The sequence below is a fragment of the Enterococcus malodoratus ATCC 43197 genome (assembly GCF_000407185.1).
GTDB lineage: Bacteria > Bacillota > Bacilli > Lactobacillales > Enterococcaceae > Enterococcus_A > Enterococcus_A malodoratus.
Genome location: NZ_KE136482.1, coordinates 884,696 through 904,239, shown reverse-complemented (window position 1 = coordinate 904,239; position 19,544 = coordinate 884,696). Strand labels below are relative to the sequence as shown.

20 protein-coding genes are annotated in these 19,544 nt (G+C 39.3%); 19 read left to right on the top strand and 1 reads right to left on the bottom strand.

The window, feature by feature from the left end; translation table 11 throughout:
* The first annotated feature begins 124 nt into the window (after positions 1-124).
* From I585_RS14225 to I585_RS14145, 15 genes are all read left to right on the top strand, one after another.
* The gene (locus I585_RS14225; protein WP_010742482.1) at positions 125-1,588 is read left to right on the top strand and encodes a DNA-3-methyladenine glycosylase 2 family protein; all 1,464 of its coding nucleotides are present in this window, start codon (positions 125-127) and stop codon (positions 1,586-1,588) included.
* A gap of 1 nt (position 1,589) precedes the next feature.
* A complete protein-coding gene (locus tag I585_RS14220; RefSeq protein ID WP_010742481.1) occupies positions 1,590-2,129 on the top strand; it encodes a methylated-DNA--[protein]-cysteine S-methyltransferase in 540 nt (179 codons plus the stop codon).
* Between the two features lie 22 nt (positions 2,130-2,151).
* Positions 2,152-2,982, top strand: coding sequence for an isocitrate lyase/PEP mutase family protein (locus I585_RS14215; RefSeq protein WP_010742480.1), 831 nt, complete (start codon positions 2,152-2,154; stop codon positions 2,980-2,982).
* 190 nt (positions 2,983-3,172) lie between these two features.
* Entirely contained in the window at positions 3,173-4,618 is a 1,446-nt protein-coding gene (locus I585_RS14210) for a M81 family metallopeptidase (RefSeq protein WP_010742479.1), read from the top strand.
* A gap of 201 nt (positions 4,619-4,819) precedes the next feature.
* Entirely contained in the window at positions 4,820-5,608 is a 789-nt protein-coding gene (locus I585_RS14205) for a MurR/RpiR family transcriptional regulator (protein ID WP_010742478.1), read from the top strand.
* 107 nt (positions 5,609-5,715) lie between these two features.
* The gene (locus I585_RS14200; protein ID WP_010742477.1) at positions 5,716-7,170 is read left to right on the top strand and encodes a glycoside hydrolase family 1 protein; all 1,455 of its coding nucleotides are present in this window, start codon (positions 5,716-5,718) and stop codon (positions 7,168-7,170) included.
* A 61-nt stretch (positions 7,171-7,231) separates the two neighbouring features.
* Positions 7,232-7,675 carry a PTS sugar transporter subunit IIA gene (locus I585_RS14195; protein ID WP_010742476.1) on the top strand — a complete coding sequence of 148 codons (444 nt, stop codon included), beginning with the start codon at positions 7,232-7,234 and terminating at the stop codon, positions 7,673-7,675.
* An 11-nt stretch (positions 7,676-7,686) separates the two neighbouring features.
* Positions 7,687-8,517 (top strand): PRD domain-containing protein, encoded by an 831-nt coding sequence (locus tag I585_RS14190; protein WP_010742475.1) that lies wholly within the window; start codon positions 7,687-7,689, stop codon positions 8,515-8,517.
* 156 nt (positions 8,518-8,673) lie between these two features.
* Entirely contained in the window at positions 8,674-10,101 is a 1,428-nt protein-coding gene (locus tag I585_RS14185) for a PTS transporter subunit EIIC (protein ID WP_010742474.1), read from the top strand.
* A 926-nt stretch (positions 10,102-11,027) separates the two neighbouring features.
* Complete coding sequence (locus I585_RS14170; RefSeq protein WP_010742472.1) at positions 11,028-11,486, top strand: hypothetical protein; 459 nt, start codon at positions 11,028-11,030, stop codon at positions 11,484-11,486.
* Between the two features lie 21 nt (positions 11,487-11,507).
* Positions 11,508-12,083, top strand: a complete 576-nt coding sequence (locus I585_RS14165) for a 5-bromo-4-chloroindolyl phosphate hydrolysis family protein (protein ID WP_010742471.1) — start codon at positions 11,508-11,510, stop codon at positions 12,081-12,083.
* The gene (locus tag I585_RS14160) at positions 12,076-12,885 is read left to right on the top strand and encodes a hypothetical protein (RefSeq protein WP_010742470.1); all 810 of its coding nucleotides are present in this window, start codon (positions 12,076-12,078) and stop codon (positions 12,883-12,885) included. Before I585_RS14165 ends, I585_RS14160 begins: the two co-directional genes overlap by 8 nt.
* Positions 12,886-12,900: 15 nt before the next feature.
* A complete protein-coding gene (locus I585_RS14155) occupies positions 12,901-13,272 on the top strand; it encodes a hypothetical protein (protein WP_010742469.1) in 372 nt (123 codons plus the stop codon).
* A 27-nt stretch (positions 13,273-13,299) separates the two neighbouring features.
* On the top strand, positions 13,300-13,989 hold the full coding sequence (locus tag I585_RS14150; RefSeq protein ID WP_010742468.1) for an enhanced serine sensitivity protein SseB C-terminal domain-containing protein: 690 nt from the start codon (positions 13,300-13,302) through the stop codon (positions 13,987-13,989).
* A 130-nt stretch (positions 13,990-14,119) separates the two neighbouring features.
* Positions 14,120-14,458 (top strand): type 2 periplasmic-binding domain-containing protein, encoded by a 339-nt coding sequence (locus I585_RS14145; RefSeq protein WP_010742467.1) that lies wholly within the window; start codon positions 14,120-14,122, stop codon positions 14,456-14,458.
* Between the two features lie 132 nt (positions 14,459-14,590).
* Here I585_RS14145 and I585_RS14140 read toward each other — a convergent pair whose 3' ends face one another.
* On the bottom strand, positions 14,591-15,148 hold the full coding sequence (locus I585_RS14140; protein WP_010742466.1) for a sugar O-acetyltransferase: 558 nt from the start codon (positions 15,146-15,148) through the stop codon (positions 14,591-14,593).
* 324 nt (positions 15,149-15,472) lie between these two features.
* Between I585_RS14140 and I585_RS14135 the strand changes: the two genes are divergently transcribed.
* The 4 genes from I585_RS14135 (at position 15,473) to I585_RS14120 (ending at position 19,473) form a co-directional block, all read left to right on the top strand.
* A complete protein-coding gene (locus I585_RS14135) occupies positions 15,473-16,270 on the top strand; it encodes a MurR/RpiR family transcriptional regulator (protein WP_010742465.1) in 798 nt (265 codons plus the stop codon).
* 113 nt (positions 16,271-16,383) lie between these two features.
* Positions 16,384-17,748 (top strand): glycoside hydrolase family 1 protein, encoded by a 1,365-nt coding sequence (locus I585_RS14130; protein WP_010742464.1) that lies wholly within the window; start codon positions 16,384-16,386, stop codon positions 17,746-17,748.
* Positions 17,749-17,760: 12 nt separating this feature from the next.
* The gene (locus I585_RS14125; protein ID WP_034709033.1) at positions 17,761-18,006 is read left to right on the top strand and encodes a hypothetical protein; all 246 of its coding nucleotides are present in this window, start codon (positions 17,761-17,763) and stop codon (positions 18,004-18,006) included.
* A gap of 147 nt (positions 18,007-18,153) precedes the next feature.
* The gene (locus I585_RS14120) at positions 18,154-19,473 is read left to right on the top strand and encodes an IS1380 family transposase (protein ID WP_016249953.1); all 1,320 of its coding nucleotides are present in this window, start codon (positions 18,154-18,156) and stop codon (positions 19,471-19,473) included.
* Positions 19,474-19,544 lie beyond the last annotated feature (71 nt).

Genomic DNA, 19,544 nt, shown 5'->3' with positions numbered 1-19,544 from the left:
ATCTGCTTGCCGTACGTTTTTTTGCTATATACAATGAATCGGTATTATCGATTAAAAAGCTATGTCCGAAAATGACCAGAAATGACTGAATGTTATTGGTACAATAAGACTGGAGGTGTAAGTGATGGAACAAATTTCAGAAGACTACCTTTATCGTGCATTTATGGCAAAAGATAGTCGTTTTGACGGTCGATTCTTTGTTGGAATAACCTCGACGCACATTTATTGTCGTCCTGTATGCAAAGCAAAAAGAGCAAAACAAAAGAATTGCCGCTTTTTTACAACTGCGGCGGAGGCAGAAGTTGCTGGATTTCGGCCGTGCCTGCTTTGCCGTCCTGAACTAGCACCCGAAGCGGCGTTGATGAATCCGAATGACCACTTGCTTGCTAAAGCAGTAAATATGATAGAAGAGCATTGCGGGAATATCAGCAGTTTGAAAGAAATTGCTGAAAAGCTTGGGTATAGCGATCGGCATCTGCGACGAGTATTTAATGAAGAATACCATGTTTCTCCGATCCAATATTTGCAGACCTGCCGCTTGCTGCTTGCCAAAAATTTACTGACGGATACCAATCTGCCTGTATTAGACGTAGCCATGACCGCTGGATTTGGCAGCTTGCGGCGCTTTAATTCCTTATTCAAAAAACAATACAATCTGACGCCGACAGATCTAAGAAAAAGAAATGGCACTGGGAACAAGGAAGAGGGCCAGATTACGCTTGGGCTGGGGTATCGTCCTCCTTATCGCTGGCAGGAGATACTTGATTTTTTTGAAATGCGTGCGATCAAAGGGATTGAGGTTATTCAGGAGGGACACTATCTGAGAACAGTTCATGTAAAAAGTATTCAAGGAGCCGACTATTACGGTTGGATAAAGGTACGGCCGGATGAAGAAAAAAGTGTGCTGAAGGTGACGGTCAGTGAGTCCCTTCTGCCCGTTTTATCCCAAGTATTGAAGAAAGTACGGCAGCTGTTTGACTTGTATTGCGATCCCGAGATTGTGTATGAAACAATGAAGAATATGGACAATTTTTTAATCGGATCTAGAATTCCCGGTTGTTTTGACCCGTTTGAAATGTCTGTCAGAGCCATTCTTGGCCAACAAATTACGGTTCAAGGAGCGGGTACCTTAGCTGCACGGGTGGTAGAAAAATATGGGAAACCAATCGAAACACCGATAGATGGGTTGACGCATGTCTTCCCCACACCGGCGGATATTATAGATTTAGCGGATACGCTTGAAGAACAGTTTGGCAAATTAGGTGTCATTAGAACAAGAACGAAAACGATTTTGGCGTTGGCCGAGGCGCTTGAAAACAATGAACTTACGCTTGAGTTTCCGGCTGATCCAGAGGAAGAAATGAAGCAGCTGGTGAAAATTTCTGGAATTGGCAAATGGACGGCGCAGTATATAGCGATGCGGGCACTCAATTGGACTGACGCCTTTCTTGAAACTGATGTCGGTATAAAAAAAGCGCTCGCTCCGATGAATCAGAAAGAAATGCTTGATTGGGCAAATCAATGGCGGCCTTGGCGCAGCTACGCCATCGTTGCTTTATGGAATTCTTTAAAGAAAAAGGAGGATTAAAATGTACTATCACAGTAATTATTCTTCACCAATTGGTCAGATCACGTTGGCAGGTACAGATGACAAACTGATCGGCTTATGGATGAAGGATCAAAAATATTTCGGAGATACGTTGCCAGAGAACAGCGTTGAAAATAATCACTTAGCCTTGTTTGATAAAACCAAAAAATGGCTGGATAAATACTTTGCGGGAAATAATCCTGAGATTTCGGAACTGCCGCTACATCCAATTGGCAATGAATTTCGTCAAACCGTTTGGTCCGTTTTAAGACAAATCCCCTATGGTGAGACGATAACCTATAAACAAATTGCTCAAAAAACAGCGGAAATTTTAGAAAAAGACTCGATGTCTTGCCAAGCGGTCGGCGGCGCTGTCGGGCACAATCCGATTTCTGTTATTATTCCTTGCCATCGAGTCGTCGGGACCAATGGCAGCCTGACAGGTTTTTCCGGCGGGATAAATAAGAAAATAAAACTATTGGAACTAGAAGGAGTAGACACCGCGCAGTTTAAAGTTCCAATCAAAGGAACGGCACTCTAACCAATTGAAAGAAGGCGAAGTAATGATTTCGAATGAACAAAAGGAAAGAGCCAAAAGGTTTTATGCGATGCATCAATCAGAAAAAATGTTTGTCTTACCAAATGTTTGGAATGTTGGCAGTGCTTATGTTTTTGAAAAACAAGGATTTAAAGCAGTTGCAACCTCCAGCGCAGGGATTGCCTATGACTTGGGCCATCCTGATGGCGAAGATATTTCCTTTGAAGATTTACTGGAGGTTGTAAAGCGAATTACTGCGCGGATCTCGATTCCGCTCTCTGTTGATTTTGAACGAGGCTACGGAGAATCTGTTCAAGAGGTCAAAGAGAATGCCAAAAGACTGATTCTGGCGGGAGCGATTGGGTGCAATATAGAAGATGGCCTGCCGAATGGCGATTTACTTCCTGTTGATTTACAGGTTGAAAAAATTCAGGCTCTTGTAGAATTGAAACAGGAATTAGGGATCGATTTTGTTATCAACGCCCGCACATGCACTTACTGGTTGAATGTGGGAGATGACGATGAAAAGATGACTGTTGCAAGTGCTCGTGGGAATGCTTACGCGAAAGCAGGAGCGGATTGTATCTTTATCCCGGGAGCGATGGATGAGCAAGTAATCGCTAAACTTAAAGCAAATATCCCAGCACCGATCAATATTATTCTGAATGGTGAATGTAATGATTTCGATAAATTAGAAGAAATAGGTGTACGCCGATTGAGTGTAGGCTCGGCACCCGTGAGATATATTTATAATGAAACAATAAAAATGGCGAGTGATTTAGCGAATAACGAAGTAAAACCACTAATTGATAATACTTTTACATATGGGAAGGCAAATGAGTACTTTCGAACTTAATGTTTATTTTTTTATTGGAGAAGGTTCTAATCATTATCTATAACCTGATATTTCCTATTACTAGAAATAACACAAAATGACTTTGTTCTTTAAGGTTATCAATGGTTCAAATAATGGATCATTTACTTTTTACAGACATTGTATAGTTAGGATAGTTAACGCTATCAAAAAGAGTAAGGGGAAGATTACTTTGAAAATATTCGTATCAAAGTTTGTGTTAGAAGCAAACGAAAACATTCCGATGAAGACGGACTTAGAAAATATGGATATCTGTTATGGAGATGATTGTATTGAAAGGATGCAGATTAAGAATGATGGATTAGCGGAGAAGATAGAACTAATTCCGGGAATCTACGCTGACGGGGCTTCTAATGGAGTTATGAAGAGAACAGCATTTGAATATATTGAAGAGAAATTACTTTCTACTATGAAAGAAAACCTTAAGGAAATTGATGGTATTTATCTACATTTGCATGGCGCGAGTAAAGTAGAAGAAATAGGCTCTGGTGATCACCATATTCTGAGAGAAATACGGAAGATAGTCGGACCTTATTTACCCATCGCAATTACTTGTGATCCTCACGGGAACTTGAACAAGGATTACGTTGAGAACGCGACAATTATTCGCAGTTATCGAGAATCACCACATACTGATATCAATCAAACGATAGAATTTGTTTTTCAAAATCTCATTTCTATTTTGAAATGTCGAAAAACGGTGACGCCTATTTATCGAAAATTACCGCTAATATTAGGCGGTGAACAGAGTGTTTCAAGCGATGAACCGGTTGTTAGCATCAATAAGTATTTAGCTGAAATTGAAATGGACTCCAGGATTATGAGCGCGTCTTGGCATGTTGGATATATTAGACATGATACTCCAGATGCTGGATGCGGAATTGTTGTCATACCAAACGACAATGAACATTATGATTATGCAGAAACAGTGGCGGATAATCTAGAAAATTATATTTGGGAAAGACGCCATACGTTCCATTATACGGGGCTGACCAAATCTCCAGAAGAAGCGTTGAAAATGGCAATTGAGTACAACGATAAACCAGTGTTCATTACGGATTCGGGTGATAATGTCACGTCAGGAGCGATGGGAGCAAATACGTTTCTATTAAATCAGATTTTGGAATTATCGGAGGCGAAAGGAAAGAAATTTCTTTTTGCTGCTATTCACGATAAGAAAACCTATAGCAAACTTGATAAGTTAAAAGTAGATGACGAAACAGATATTTTGCTTGGCATGAAACTGGATGAACTGTCTTCTGAGGTAGAATTAAGAGTGAAGGTCAAAGCAAAAGGAAGACAAAGAGAAACCAAAATTTTCGGTGAAGATGGTGACTTTGGTGGCGTAATAACAGTTTCTGTAGTCGATCGAGCCATTGATATTCTGATCACAGATACGAACCATCCATTTGTAGAGCACCCTCAATTCCAAGCAGCAAGTGTTGATTGGAATAGCTACGATATTGTAGTGGTCAAGATTGGCTATGCCTTCCCAGAGCTAAAAGAACATGGAAAATTGTGTGTGATGTCTTTAACCAAAGGAGCGACTTTGCAAGATACGGCCTCGTTGCCCTTTAAGTTGATCATGCGTCCTATGTTTCCCATAGATGATATATAAAAGAAAAATTCAAAAAAATTATAATGTGAGCTTTCAACAGATAACCAGCTAAACAACGAATCGTTTAGCTGGTTATTCACTTGTGATAACGTAAATTTTATAGTATCGAGGCTATTCAATTTAATAATTTAGAGATGAATATTTTTCGGACTATTCCTAAAATTTTTCTATTGATATAATTGTAGTGGAAGGGGTGTTGAGATGAATATAAATAATTTAGGACTATTGAATTCATTAAGTTCTATTCTAAATGAAGGGATTATGGATAGCGACTATGCGATCACTGTCTATTTGGTGGAGAATTTGGATCGAATTTCCGAAATGTCTGTGAATGAAATCATCGATGAAACATTCACCAGCAGGTCTGCGATTAGAAGATTTTGCAATCGTTTAGGATACAGTAATTTTAGTGATCTGAAGGATTCTGTTACCAAACTGATCTTTCCCAGCAATCTACAATATCGTTCACAGGATGATTTATTGAATCATCGAACGCAATTGAACAAGCTTATCTTTACTATGATCCAAGATATTGATCGTGTTTTTACTATCGCAATAGTGGATGAACTTAGTGATCTTATACATGAACACAAAGACGTTGTACTGCTATGTGCGAATAATACTAGCGGTGATCTTATCCGCTTTCAACAAGAATTGATTTATGGAAATAAAGAAATTAAAATTGTTTCGAATGCCTATACCAATAATGAAAATATAAAGTCACTTACAGCGGAATCCCTAATCATCACAGTATCTGCATCAGGTAAGTTCGCAGAAATCGCTAATGAATGGGTGTCTGAAATAAAGGGAAGAAAGATACTGATTACGGCCTCTAGAAGCGAAGAGTTTCAAACAATTTATAACAAAATATTTTATATCAGCAAACATAGTTTTTCGAATGACTATTTAGGAATTTATGGAAAATACGGAATAGCATACATATTTGATTTGATTTCCTCAAGCTATATTTCAAAATATAAGAGAAGATAAACGTAAGATGGAGTGGTTCAAAATGTGAACCACTCCATTTTTTGTTTGCTTATATAATAAAGATAGTTAGAGATGAAAGCACGATTAATTGGGAGGAGACGATTAATATGAGAAAATATGAGGATATTTTTAGCAAAAAACAATTTCTTTGGGGTTCAGCAACTGCGGCATATCAATGTGAAGGTGCTTGGGATGAGGAGGATAAAGGGATCAGCGAATGGGATTACTTCAATCATCATAGCCCTCTGAATATCAATCAAGAAGATGGGGATAGCGCAAGTGATTTTTATCATCATTACAAGAAAGACATAGATATGATGGCAGAGGGAAAGCAAAATACGTATCGATTTTCTATCGCTTGGAGTCGAATTTTGCCTAAGGGTTATGGAGAAATATCACAAGCTGGAATCGATTTTTATAATAGAGTGATTGATTACTGCTTAGAAAAGGATATTGAACCCAATGTTACGCTGTTCCACTATGATTTACCTTTAGAACTAGCTAAAGAAGGCGGCTGGTTGAATAGTAAGATCACGGATTATTTCAATGAATATGCCAAGATTTGCTTTGAAAACTTTGGTGATCGCGTGAAATTATGGGCAACAATCAATGAGCCACGCTATTACGCTTACTGCACAAACATAGTGGGAAACTATCCGCCGAATCGCAAGTTAGATTTCCAATCATATTTTCAATCGCAATATAACTTAATGCTGGCAAGTGCAAAAGCTATCCACACATTCAAAGAGATGAAGATTGACGGAGTTATCGGAATTGTCCATGATAATGGCAGCGTCGAAATAGATCCGGCGACAAAAGAATCAGAAAATATTTTTGAAATTGCAGATTTCTTTTATAATCGTTTAATTCTATGTCCAGCACTTTTAGGTGAACTTCCACCTGAGTTGGAAAAAATGATCGGAATTTTTGGATTTACGCTATTGCGTGCTGAAAATGAAACAGAGCTTTTTCGTTTAGGTAAGGGAGATTATTTAGGATTAAATCTTTATAACCGTCAATATGTAACCGATTGGCAAGAAGGAAAAACGGAAGTGTTTCATAATAATAAGGGTTCTGGCAGCAATAATAAAGAAGGAATTCGAGTGGAGAACATTTTTGAGTCTTCATTTGATGAGACTGTTCGCCGAAATAAATGGGGACGTGAAGTAAATCCACGTGTTATGTATACTGCCTTGAAAGAAATTAAAAATAGATATGAAAACCCAATGATCATGATTACTGAAAATGGTCATGGATGCTATGAAGAACCAGACGAAACGGGTTATGTTGTGGATGATGAACGAATTGAAATTTTTGAACAATTCTTATTCTATATGCGAAAGGCCATGGACGAAGGGGTCAATGTTAAGGGGTATTATCATTGGTCTACCATGGATATTTACAGTTGGATTAATGGATATAGAAAACGGTATGGTCTTGTTCGCGTTGATTTTGAAAATGATTTTACTCGTACTCCTAAAAAGAGTTATTTCTGGTACCGTGATTATATTATCAATTATTTCGCGGAAGCAAATGAAGCTGTTCTAACTGAAACAAAATAGATGGATAGGCTGTTGGTCCGCGCTAATTTTCAGCGGACCAACAGTCAAAGGAGAAAAACAAATGACGGAATTAGTTAGCATTGCGACAGGGGAGTTAATTGAATTAAGGGACGTTCAAGATGAGGTCTTTTCTGAGAAAATGTTAGGAGATGGATTCGGTATTATCACAAAAGAGACATCTCTGTACAGTCCAGTTTCTGGTACCGTTAGTATGGTTTATGATACTGGGCATGCAATTGGTATTCAGGCGGAAGATGGCTCAGAAATTTTAATACATATTGGTATTGATACGGTTGAGTTGGCCGGAGAAGCGTTTGATTCACAGGTTCGGCAAGGGGATAGGGTAGATCGCCAAACCGTAATTTCCAAAGTCGATTGGGAAGTAGTTCATGATCGAGGGTTCGATGAGACTGTACTTGTAATTAGCCTGAATAAACAAATGCATCATCTCTTAAGAAGAGGTATGGTTGTTCGAGGATCAGTTGTCGCTGAAGTACATCCATAATGGAGAAGCTTATGATAATAAAAAAAATCTATAATAATAATGCGATAATGGTAGAAGATCAGAACAATAATGAAGTAATTTTAGTCGGCAAGGGGTTAGCATTCAACATGCAAAAGGAGGATCAGATCAATCCAAAGCTGGCAGAAAAGAAATTTGAACTAACCAAAGAAATCAATCATCGTTTTGAAGAACTCGTCACCTCGATTCCTTTGGATTACATTTTATTAAGTGAGAGAGTCATTGCTCATATCAAAGAAAAAAGTACGAAGAAGATTAGCGATTCCATTTATGTAACCTTGACAGACCATATAGTGATGATGATTGAACGGATAAAAAAGGGTGTCGATTTTGATTCGCTTTTGCTGTTAAATGTTAAGTCGCTTTATAAAGAAGAATACAATATTGCTCTAACAGCTATTGAATTGATTAATCATTATCTAAGTATGACGATCAGTCGGGAGGAAGCGAATTTCATTACGTTGCATATTGTTAATGCTGAATCAGACTTTAATATGATGCAAAATTATACGATTATCGAGATAATTACATTGATCCAGGAAATCGTGGATCGGCATTTTTCAATAGAGCAAGAAGATAATCGAGCTTATGATCGCTTTCTTACTCATTGCCGCTTCTTTGTACAACAAATCGTAAATAGCAATTATGTTAGAAGTGAGGCTCATTCCAATCGGGATATGTTGAATACTATGAAAGAAGCCTACAGTGAACAATATCAATGTGTTAAAGAGATCAGCTTATTGCTAAAACAAAAATATGGATATTTAGCTAATCATGAGGAAGAATTCTATCTATTGATCCATATTATACGACTATCAACCTAATAAATGTATGCGTATACATTCGATCATTCCAATAAATGAAAGGAGTTGAGTGCTGAAAAATGCTGGTATGTATTAATAGTACCTCTATATTGGATGGTGACAGAGACTGCTGGCCAAACCTCTTAATATGATAATCATTTAAAGGAGGGTATTGACATGAAATTTAAAAAAATGTCAGAACAAATTCTAAATAACATGGGTGGGGTGAGTAATATCACTCACGTGGAACATTGTGCTACGAGATTAAGAATTCACTACAAAAGCAAGCAGGAAGTCCACGAAGAAGAAATCAAAAAGATTGAAAATGTTGTAGGAATTGTGAGTAAAACCGGCCAATTACAAGTAATTATTGGTCCAAGTGTACATGAGGCCTACAAGGATTTTATGGAAGTTTCGCAATTTGATGCTAAGGACAGCGATAAACATTCCGAAGAAAAGCCCATTGAGGAAACGGACGAAAAGAAGAACTTTTTATACTATGTAAATAAATTTGGTAATTTTAGTGCAGCAATTTTTATGCCGGTTGTTCCAGCCTTGATTGTTGGCGGATTAATTTTAGCCATTAAAAATTTGTTAGTGAATTATTTTAATGTACCTATGGAGAGCGGAACTGCCCTGTTAATGACTGCCATTTTTAGTGCCGGTTTTTCTTTCTTACCCGTTTATTTAGGTTATACGACCGCCAAACGATTGAAAATCGAACCAGTGATGGGTGCATTTTTGGGATGTTTATTAGTCAGTCAAAATATTAGTGGAGCAACAAAACTAGATTTTATTGGAATATCTATTCCCAACATTGATTATAACGGAAGCATCCTGCCAGTCATTATGGGCGTTTTTGTAATGTATTATATAGATAGATTACTTGAAAAAGTTATTCCTGAAGCGATCAAGTACTTTTTAAAACCGCTGTTGACTATGGTTTTGGTTGTTCCTATCGTATTGATTATTCTTGGACCACTAGGAACAAATTTAAGTGTTTATGCGGGAAATGCAGTGATGTTTCTAATGGATACTGTTGGTGGAATTGCTTTGCCATTTCTTTCAGCACTTTATCCTTATATGGTTATGCTTGGTTTTGATAAAGCTTTATCTCCTATTGGATTCGCGGCTGTAGAATCATTAGGATATGATCCGGTATATGTCGTGATGGGCTTTATTTCTAATTTGTGCATTGGCGGAACTGCACTTGCTGTAGCAACCAGCATGAAAGACAAAGGCAAGAAGGGGATGACGTACTCTTTCGCTTTTACGGCTCTTTGTGGAGTTACTGAACCAGCATTCTATGGCGCCTTAATTTCTAGACCAAAAGTTTTGATTGGTACAGCTGCAGGCGCCGTGTCAGCAGGATTAGTAGCAGGGGTATTTGGTCTTAAGAGTTATGTAATGGGCTTTTGTCCAGGATTGTTAACCGCATTATTCTTTGTTGAACCTGATGGTAAGATGGGGAATATGATCTTGGCCGCTATAGTGGTTCTTGTGGCGGTAACCGTTTCGTTTGTAGTAACGAAAATCATTGTAGCGAAAACGGAAAGTTCTGAAACGATTGAAACTAAGGAAAAAGTACCAATGGAGAACATTTAAGCAGCAAGATAAAATAGAAAACGGCCAGCTGCTATCGTCTTCGTTAGTAGAGCTGGCCGTTTAGTGATTGATTTATCTTTTTATCTGGAAGAATGCTGTAACGAATATCAGTATCGAAGCCATCAAATAGACTTTATGAGGAATGTGAATAATTAGGATAAGAACAAGGCAGAATAAAATATTTAGGGAATTTATTTTGGTGTTGTTTCGCATAGTTATCAAAGTCGCTCCTTTTACATAGGATAGCCACTGTTATTAGGCTGACACTTTTTTATTTTTATAGGTTTTCCAAGAAGCCTCCGCGATCCATAACACACTTACGGTCATAATTTTGAGAAGAATGTGACCGATTCCGGTATTGGGCGGTAATAGGACAAGAGTGATTAAAAGAATATACCTCCAAAGCGACAATGTCAAAAATGTGAAGAACCTATAAGCAGGATGTTTCCAGTAAGGACTATTATTCCTATCGTTATTCATAATTTCCTCCAATAAAAGTGATCCAAGGAATAGACTAACTAGAACGTATCACAGAAATTTCTTTTGGATGGAGAAATATCCTAAAAGGTCAGAATTCATTCCTAAACTAACTGTGCTATTTGGTGTGATCATACAAGATTACATGGAGAACGATGAAGGACATTTTGAACGTTGTACTAAAATAGAAGAAACAAGGGCATCTGCGAATAAAAATGGCAGGTGCTTTTTCTTTAGAAGAGTCAAATTTGCTGGAAAAACGAACAGTGTAAAGCAAAATTCTCCGCTAACAAAATTAATTCCTGAAAGCAGCAAATATATGCAGAATAGTGGACTTTAGTATTCTCGCGAGAACAAGTATTATTATGACAACTTCATCCTTTTTTAGAACCTCTACAATCTGGAGGCTCAGCAAAAGGTATGGAAGAGCGAGCTTTGGGGGAGTTATTTTGCGGGTGACGATTAATCGGGAAAGTGTGGTCATGAGTCAGGACGTTTTTAGTCATGAAATAACCATCGATACACCAGCCAAAATTAATTTGCAACAGCTTTTTGATGACTTGATAGCGTCAAATTATTTTCCGAAAACCACCGGCAACAATGTGGTTTGGGTTTTAAGATATAGCGGAAAAGAGTGGCTTGTCTGGAAAACAAAGGAGAATGTTTTCTATACCCACTTTTTAGATTCCGCAAAATTAACAGTGGATTTAACCAGTGAAGAGGAGAATAAACGGATCTTTTTTATGTATTATTCTTCGGTGACCAAAAGGGCCTTGAGTTTATTCAAAGAGCATAAAGGCAGCAAGAAAGCGATGATTTTAAGCGGCGTTATGCCAGAATATCGTTCCTATCAAGTGTCGGAAGTACTAGAAAGAACCTGGTCCGAGCAACTAAGATTGGCCAAATAATGTTGGAAGTGGGAATACACAATGAATGCAATAACCATCATCATCCTATTAGGACCGATTGTCCTCATTGTTTTTTTCGTCTTGTTTCTGATTCGCCTTATTCAAATGGTTCTGTTTAATCTAAGACAGAATACGTTGTATAGACAGCGGATCAAAAATTATCAGGAAGAAAAACAATTGTCGAATGTGGATCTAGAGATTTTTCATGAAGCGATGGAGGAGCTTAGACAGCAAATTCTTCGTTATGAAGCAGCAACGAAGAAGAATAAACGTTTACGGGCGATTGAAAAAGAACATGGCGGCTTGAAGTCTTCTAAAGAAATTTTCCAAGAGCTGATGGCTCATCCAGATGAGTTAACGAAATTCAGTGATTTTTTGTATCATGCGATCCCGAGTGCTGCGGATGCCTCAGAAAAAGTCGATGCGATTACCGAAGTGGATCTGCCAACGCCTGAAATCGAAAAATCGTTAGAAAATATCCTAACGACCATGACAGTAATCTCTTCAAGCATAACAAGCGATTATGAAGCGATCATTCGCGAAGATTCTGAAGAAATCGAATTAACCAAAAAGATATTGGAGAAAAACCGTGGCTAAAAAGAAAAACTTTGATGATGAATACAATCAGTTGTTTAGCAAACCAGCTAGACGAAAACTATTTAATGGAAACACATTTTTAGGCAGAATCATCAATCGTCAGCCGGGCGATCGAAGAATCAAGACCAGTTGGGTGATTATTGTATTTCTATTCGCGATCATTCTTTATTTTGGACGTTTCTATTTTTATGGCTGGATGCAGGGCAGTAACGATAAAAGTCAGGATGTCCTCCCGCTAAAAGTGGCAGACGTACGACAAAATGGGGCGATAGATCTAAGCAAACCACTAGTCGCGACTTTGGACAATCATGTGTTTAAGTTTAATCGCGGGTATCAGCTGGCGATTTTAGGTGATTCTGAGATTGAACTCAATTCTAAGGAACTCTCTGTTCTGCCGACGAAAGATGAGTTCGTGTATGATAAAAATGCGGCAAACATTACCTTTAATAAGAATGAGGTAGGTGAAGTGGATGGGGAGCTTTCTATCTCAGGAAACCTAATAAAAAGTGAATCGGACTATGTCGACAACAGTAAGACAGATTTTAGCAAAGCCTATCCGCAAAAAGACATTGATGGGATCAAACAAGGGTATATAATTAATTATAGTGATGATAAGGGCAGTATTTTTACTACGATCAAGCAGTATTATATTTTCTCTGACGGCACTGGAATCACGATTATTATTGATTCGAATGATGAAAAAGAAATCAGCGACCAGACAAGCTTGAAAGATATCAAAGACAAATATTCGAAGGATTTTAATTTTTTAGCCAAGCATTTTAAATTGGAAAAACAGACATAAAGCAGGAGTATCTTGATGAAGATAGAAAAAACAGTGAAGCAAATTGATTCTGCAGCAGAACTGAAAAAGATCGTTGAGGAGTCAAAAAAATTATGGGGATTTGGTTGGGGCAAGTACCGGTTGAATCTAGCCGATTTTCATCAAAATGATTATTACTGGGTCTCTTGGCATGAAGGGTCGGCTTGGGCCAGCTACATTTTAGAGATGCATGGTCAAATGATCGAAGGTGCGTTTACTTTGTCGCTTCAAGGGTTACTTGAACAAGAGGGAGCCTACCGACAGGCAGAGCAGCGGACCGTGGAGCAAGTCCTAGTGCCATTTTTCAATGAGCATTATCCAGAACATACAGGCATATTAACCCTAGTTTATGGTTCCTATGAAGTGTAGGCTAAGAATTTTTAGGAGGTAAGTGAGATGAGTTTATTTCGGCGCAATCCCAAAGAGAAAAAAGAGAACGAAAAAATTCCGAACTTCTTTAATTTTCCAAGAGATGAACAAGGCTTCAAGAAAGTCTCTCGCTGGTTAAGAGCAGCAGATGAATTGATCGCAGAATTGGAAAGCGATGGCAGTCTGCAAGTATTGAGATCACCTGAAGGAGAGCTGGTCCTGCCAATCTATACGGATGTACAAGCTCGCAGACCGGCATTTAAAAAAGGCGATCATTTCGCCGTCATGAGTTTCGAAGACTTGAAGAAGATTATCGAAGCCAACCCAAAACTCTCTCTCGTCTGGTTAAATCTTCAATCGGACAGTGTTCAATTTGAGCGCAGCTTCTTTACCAAACAATACGTAATTCCGAAAGAAACAACGGTAAAGATCGGCCTGCCAGCAACCAGGCCGGAAAAACTAAATGATTTTCTCGCTCAGTACGGTCAGGATCACCCAACGATCAAAAAAATCTCCTTGGCTTTGATGCAGAATGGGGAAGAATTCAGCTACTTAGTGAATGTCCAGCACACTGAGCAAGAAGATATCATTCCAATGATTGGGAGAGAAGTAGAGCAAATCTCTCGAGCCGAAAACTATCCCTATCCCGTCGATTTTACAGGGGATGAGAGCATGTTCGGGAATGATTCAAGGTATGTTGTTTATCAAGAGAAATAGCGGAATATTCTGCTCCTAGACTGGATGTTTTGATGAGAATTATATAAGTTTAAAAGAATACGAACCCCTGCGAAAAAAATCTCAGGGATTCGTATTTTTTTACAATGATCCTTCAATTCGAGTTAAAAAGGTGAAAGAAGAGCACATCTTTTGGCTGAAAGCTAAAAACAATATAAGCCCATTTGAAAAGAATGAAATACTGATCAATCGAGATTCAGAATGCCCCTACAGACGAGTAAGACTTCACTATCTGGAGCAGATAAGGGTCACGGATGCAACGCTTATCAAAGTGGATACTTTGGATGTTTTAATGGATATGTTGGAAAGTGAGAATACAGTGGCGGTGATCCCAGAAGTCATCTTATCCTCCAACACGATTCTTCGAAAATTGGAAGGTGACGGTAAAATCATTGGTTGGATTTGTTGCTGTAGCTTTGAAACGCTTGATAAAATCCTACGACGCCAGTGATATACAGATACGGCTTATGTGAAATATGTTAGTAATGTCTCAAAAGTAAAAAAAGACTTATGCCGTAAAGCTTCTGTTTTTTCGACAGAAGTCTTCTTCTAGTTAAGTATACAGAGTTTTAGTCTTTCACGACTAATCAACGAGATCCTTAATTTTCTTTGCTGGCACACCGCCGACCAAGGTATTGTCAGGGATATCCTTTGTTACGACTGCACCAGAAGCGATCACTACGTTGTTTCCAATGGTTACTCCAGGCATGACCGTGACTTTTCCTCCAATCCAGACATCATTCCCGATGTTAACTGGAGATGCTTGTGCCAAATATTCTCTACGGCCTTCTTTCGTCAGGGGATGGTTGACGGTGTAAATATCAACATTAGGGCCGATCATGACATTATCACCAAAAGTCACAGGTGCGATATCTAAGATGGTCAAATTGTAGTTTGATAGAAAATCATTTCCGACATGAGTATTTTTTCCGTTATCGCAATTGAACCCCTGTTGAACGGAAATGTTTTTACCAGCAGAGCCAATAATCTCTCGTATTTTTTGTTCCTGTTTTTCTGGTTCTGTAGCTGAAATAGCGTTGAACTCTTGGCATAATAGGGCAGCGTTCGCTTTTCTAGAGGCGACTTCCTCATCTAAAAAATAATACTCCAGACCAGCTTCAAGTTTTTCAATTTCCCGCATTGATATCCTCCATTTTTATTGATATCCTCCATTTTTATTGATACATTAAATTTTACTCTATTAAATAAAAGAAAACGAATCATTCGATTATTTAGTAGAACGTAGCTTTTCATAAATTGAGCCTACAAAGAATAACAAAAAAAATTACGCACAGAAAAGAAGCATGGAAGATCCTCTGATTTCTAGCTCAAAACCTGCAGCTGTAAAATGGGTGCAGGTCTCTTTGTTTCCACCCGTCATCCACCAAGTGATCATCTTCCTAACATTGAACGGATTTCCGTTTCATTATATACTTTAAAGAAAAATAGGAATGGAGTGAGGAAGATGGAGCTGGGTAATTCTGTGAGAAGTATCTTACTTCGATATATCAATAATCAGAAAAAGCAGGATAACAATTACTTTATCGCGCAGATTATTTTAGATTCGTTTAATACGATTCCTCAACTGACTATTTACGAGCTTAGTGAAAAATGTTTTGTCTCCACTGCAGCAATTTCACGTTTTATACGTTTGCTGGGGTTTGCGACGTATACAGAATTTAAAGCAGCATGCGAAGCTGAGATTGGAATCGTTCATGATTACGACAAGAAATATACAATGAAAGCGAACGAGCCATCGAGTGATTTTATGGAGGAGTTCACCGAGAATCTTTATAGTAATTTGGCGTATTGTCAGCAGCATCTTTCCGAAAGTAAGCTGCAGGAAGTTGTTCAAATGATAGCGGAAACCCCTGATGTCGTTGTTTTCGGCTTAGAATTTGCGGCTTTTATGAGTCAGCATTTCCAGAGTCGACTGGCGATGATGGATAAACGGATTCATACAGGGTTTACTGTGGCTGATCAGCTAGAAACGATCGAAAAAATCCAACCAAACAGTTTGGCGTTGATCTTTTCGATGGAAGGCGGCTTTTTCTATTTTAATGAAAAGGTTGTCGCCGCATTGAAAAAGACGAACGCGCGTATTATTGTTTTCACCTTTAAAAATTCTCCGATGATTGAACGAAGTGCTGATGAGGTGATCATTTGCGGAGAGCGTAATGAAAACACTGAAGGACGATTATCTGTCCTGTATGTGATGGAGCTGTTGATTTTTTACTACATGCGAACGATTTATTTACCGTGAGTTTCATATTTTGAAACAAAGCCGCTAGTTTTGAAACTGGCGGCTTTGTTTTGTCGTCGAGGATGGAATCGCTTACGTGCTATTGTTTGAGTATAAGAAGGAGCGATGCACGTATGGAGAAAAAAACATTTTACTGGGGAGCCTCGACCTCGGCATTTCAAGTGGAAGGAGGGTACGGTGAAGGAGGCAAAGGCTTGGCCACGACAGATGTACGGAAGGTACCGGCAGGCGTGACAGATTCAAAGGTGGCCTCGGATCAGTATCATCATTTAGAAGAGGATATTCTCTTGATGAAGGAGTTAGGAATCAGCCTTTATCGCTTCTCGTTTAATTGGACGCGTATCATGGGAGAGGGATATGAAGAAAATCCAGCAGGAATCGATTTTTATAATCGGTTGATTGATCTTTGTTTAGAGAATGGGATCACCCCATTCCCGACGCTCTATCATTTTGAAATGCCTCAGAAATATGTCGAGGACTTTGGCGGATGGCAGTCAAGAAAATGTGTCGAGTTATTCGTGAAGTATGCGGAGATCTGTTTTCGGCATTTCGGTGATCGGGTGAAAGCGTGGGGAACCATTAATGAGCAGCTGATTGCCAGTGCGGCAACGGATTTAAATGGAAATCATGAAGCGAATCAGGACGAAAAAATGAAGAACATGTATCAAATGAGCTATCACATGTCACTTGCTGAGAAAAAGACCTTCGCGATTTTTCGCGAAATCGTTAAGGATGGAAAGATTGGTCCAATTTGTTCCATGCAAGTAATCTATCCAGAAACACCCTCGCCAAACGATATTTTAGCGGCGAGAAATGCTCAAGATTTTTTACAGAATTGCTTCTTGGATATGTCCGTCTTTGGACGCTACCCAATCGGCTACAGCAATTATTTAAAGACCAAAGGATGGTATCCTGAAACGAAGGCAGAGGACGCTGAAGTATTGACGAATAATCGCCCCGATTTCATTGGGATCAATTACTATTGCAGCACCTGTGTCCGAACATTGGCTGAAGGTGAAGACAATAGTCAGCTGCCGCCATTTTACCGAAATGAATTATTTATACTCGGGAATAATCCCTATTTGAAGAAGACAGAGTGGATGGAGTTTGGGATTGATCCAGAAGGTTTATACGTTGGAATGCGTGATATCTATGAACGGTACCAGCTGCCGATGATCGTGACTGAAAATGGATTGGCCTTTTCGGATATACTGGAAGGAGAGAAGGTCTCAGATCATTATCGAATTGAGTATTTAGAGCAGCACATCAATCAATGTGAGCGCCTAGTGGAGGAAGGGTATCCTGTCATGGGGTATTGCCCATGGTCGCTGCTTGACTTGGTTAGTTCGCATCAAGGGTTTAAAAAGCGGTACGGATTGATTTATGTTGATCGAACCGATGACGATGTAAAAGAATGCCGTCGAATCCCTAAGGAAAGCTATTTCTGGTATAAAGACAGAATTCAGTCGAATAAATAAGGAGCGAGAATGATGAATACTTTTATCGATTTCATGGAAAAACGATTTATCCCTGTAGCAAACAAAATCTCTGAAAATCGTTACTTAAAGAGTGTTAGTACAGGGTCTATGGCGCTGCTCGGTGTCATTATGGTAGGTTCGATCTTTACGGTTATCGCCAGCTTTAGCTGGGAGCCGTATCAGAACTTTTTGACTAGTACGCAGCTAGGGACACTGCTGAATTATGTGCCTGATTTTACGATTGATTTATTAGCCTGAATAATTCATAGAATTTCTGAAACTCTATTAAAAGCTTATTAACGCACGGTTCTTCTTTTCTTTTACCGCACCCTTTGGGTGTACAAAAAGAACCCCAATCTGCTATGGTTAAAGTGTCTAAACTAAACCAAGAAAGGGGTTCTCTCAATGGCTACATTACAGGAAAAACACGTAAAATTCAACTCTAAAATGGTGGTGTCAAACACCGGTGGTAATCTTTCGTCAGATGCCGGTCTCATCTTGGTGAAGGAATTCATGAATTCGCTTGGATTTTATTCGTTCGCGAAGCAATTCATCCACTTCAATGAGGACCGTATTTATTGGACTCATGACAACATCTCCCTGCTCGAACAGCTGCTCTTCCAGTTGATTGCCGGATATTCCGCAGATTCATCCGCCAATCTCTTGAAGGAAGATCCCATTTTTCGGTTGGTTTTGGATAAGGAAGCCATCGCCTCCCAGGCCTCGCTATCCCGCTTCTGGGACCGGATCAGCGAGGAGAACATTGCACAGTTCCAGGAACTGAACCAAGCCATGCTGGACAAGGTCCGCATGGAACGGAACAATACCCAAATGATCATCGATTTAGATTCCACACATTCGGATACGTTCGGGAATCAAGAAAAGACTGAGCACAATGCCCATTACGGCACACAGGGCTATCATCCGTTGGTAGCCTTCGATGGCCTTACGGGAGACTTTCTGAAAGCAGAACTTCGTTCTGGAAATGTGTATACGTCAAAAGGTGTAAAAGATTTTCTGGCACCGATGCTCACACATTACCGTCAAGTCCTTCCCTGCACTGATATTTTGGTCCGGGGAGACAGCGGCTTTGCGACGCCCGAGGTCTATGATACGTGTGAATCCAACGAAAGTTTCTATGTCATCCGCCTGAAATCAAATAAAGTCGTGGAAAAACTAGCGGAAACCTTTGTCCTGGTTGGGGACGACCATCCCTGGGAGGAAAGGGAAGTCCACTACTATTCCGCGTTCTATCAAGCCAATAGCTGGTCCCAAAAACGTCGAATCTGTATCAAATCGACTCGGGAATCGAATCAGCTGGTGTTCAGTCACGAGTACGTGGTCACTAATTTTCACGAGGAACTATCCGCGAAAACCATCTTCCAGATTTACCATAAACGCGGCACCATGGAGAACTTCATCAAGGAAGCAAAAAATGGGTTCTATTTCGACAAGACGGATAGCTCAAGCTTCTTGGAAAATCATGCACGGATGATGGTAAGCCTGTTGGCTTACAACCTGGTCAACTTCATGAAGACCATATGTCTACCTGAAAAGGAAGCGACATTCCAAGTCGACACATTGCGGCTCCGCCTGTTCAAGGTCGCGGGTAAATTAGTCCGCAGTGGCCGTAGATTGCTTTTACGGATGAGCTCCTCCCATGTCTATCAAGACTTGTTTTATCAGTTACTGGACAAAATCCAGCAACTCAGTTGGCAAGTGTAAAATAGCAATCAGCTTTTAAAAAGACATGGAATCACTAAGGGATTCGTGCGCCCAAAAACAGCTCCAGATTC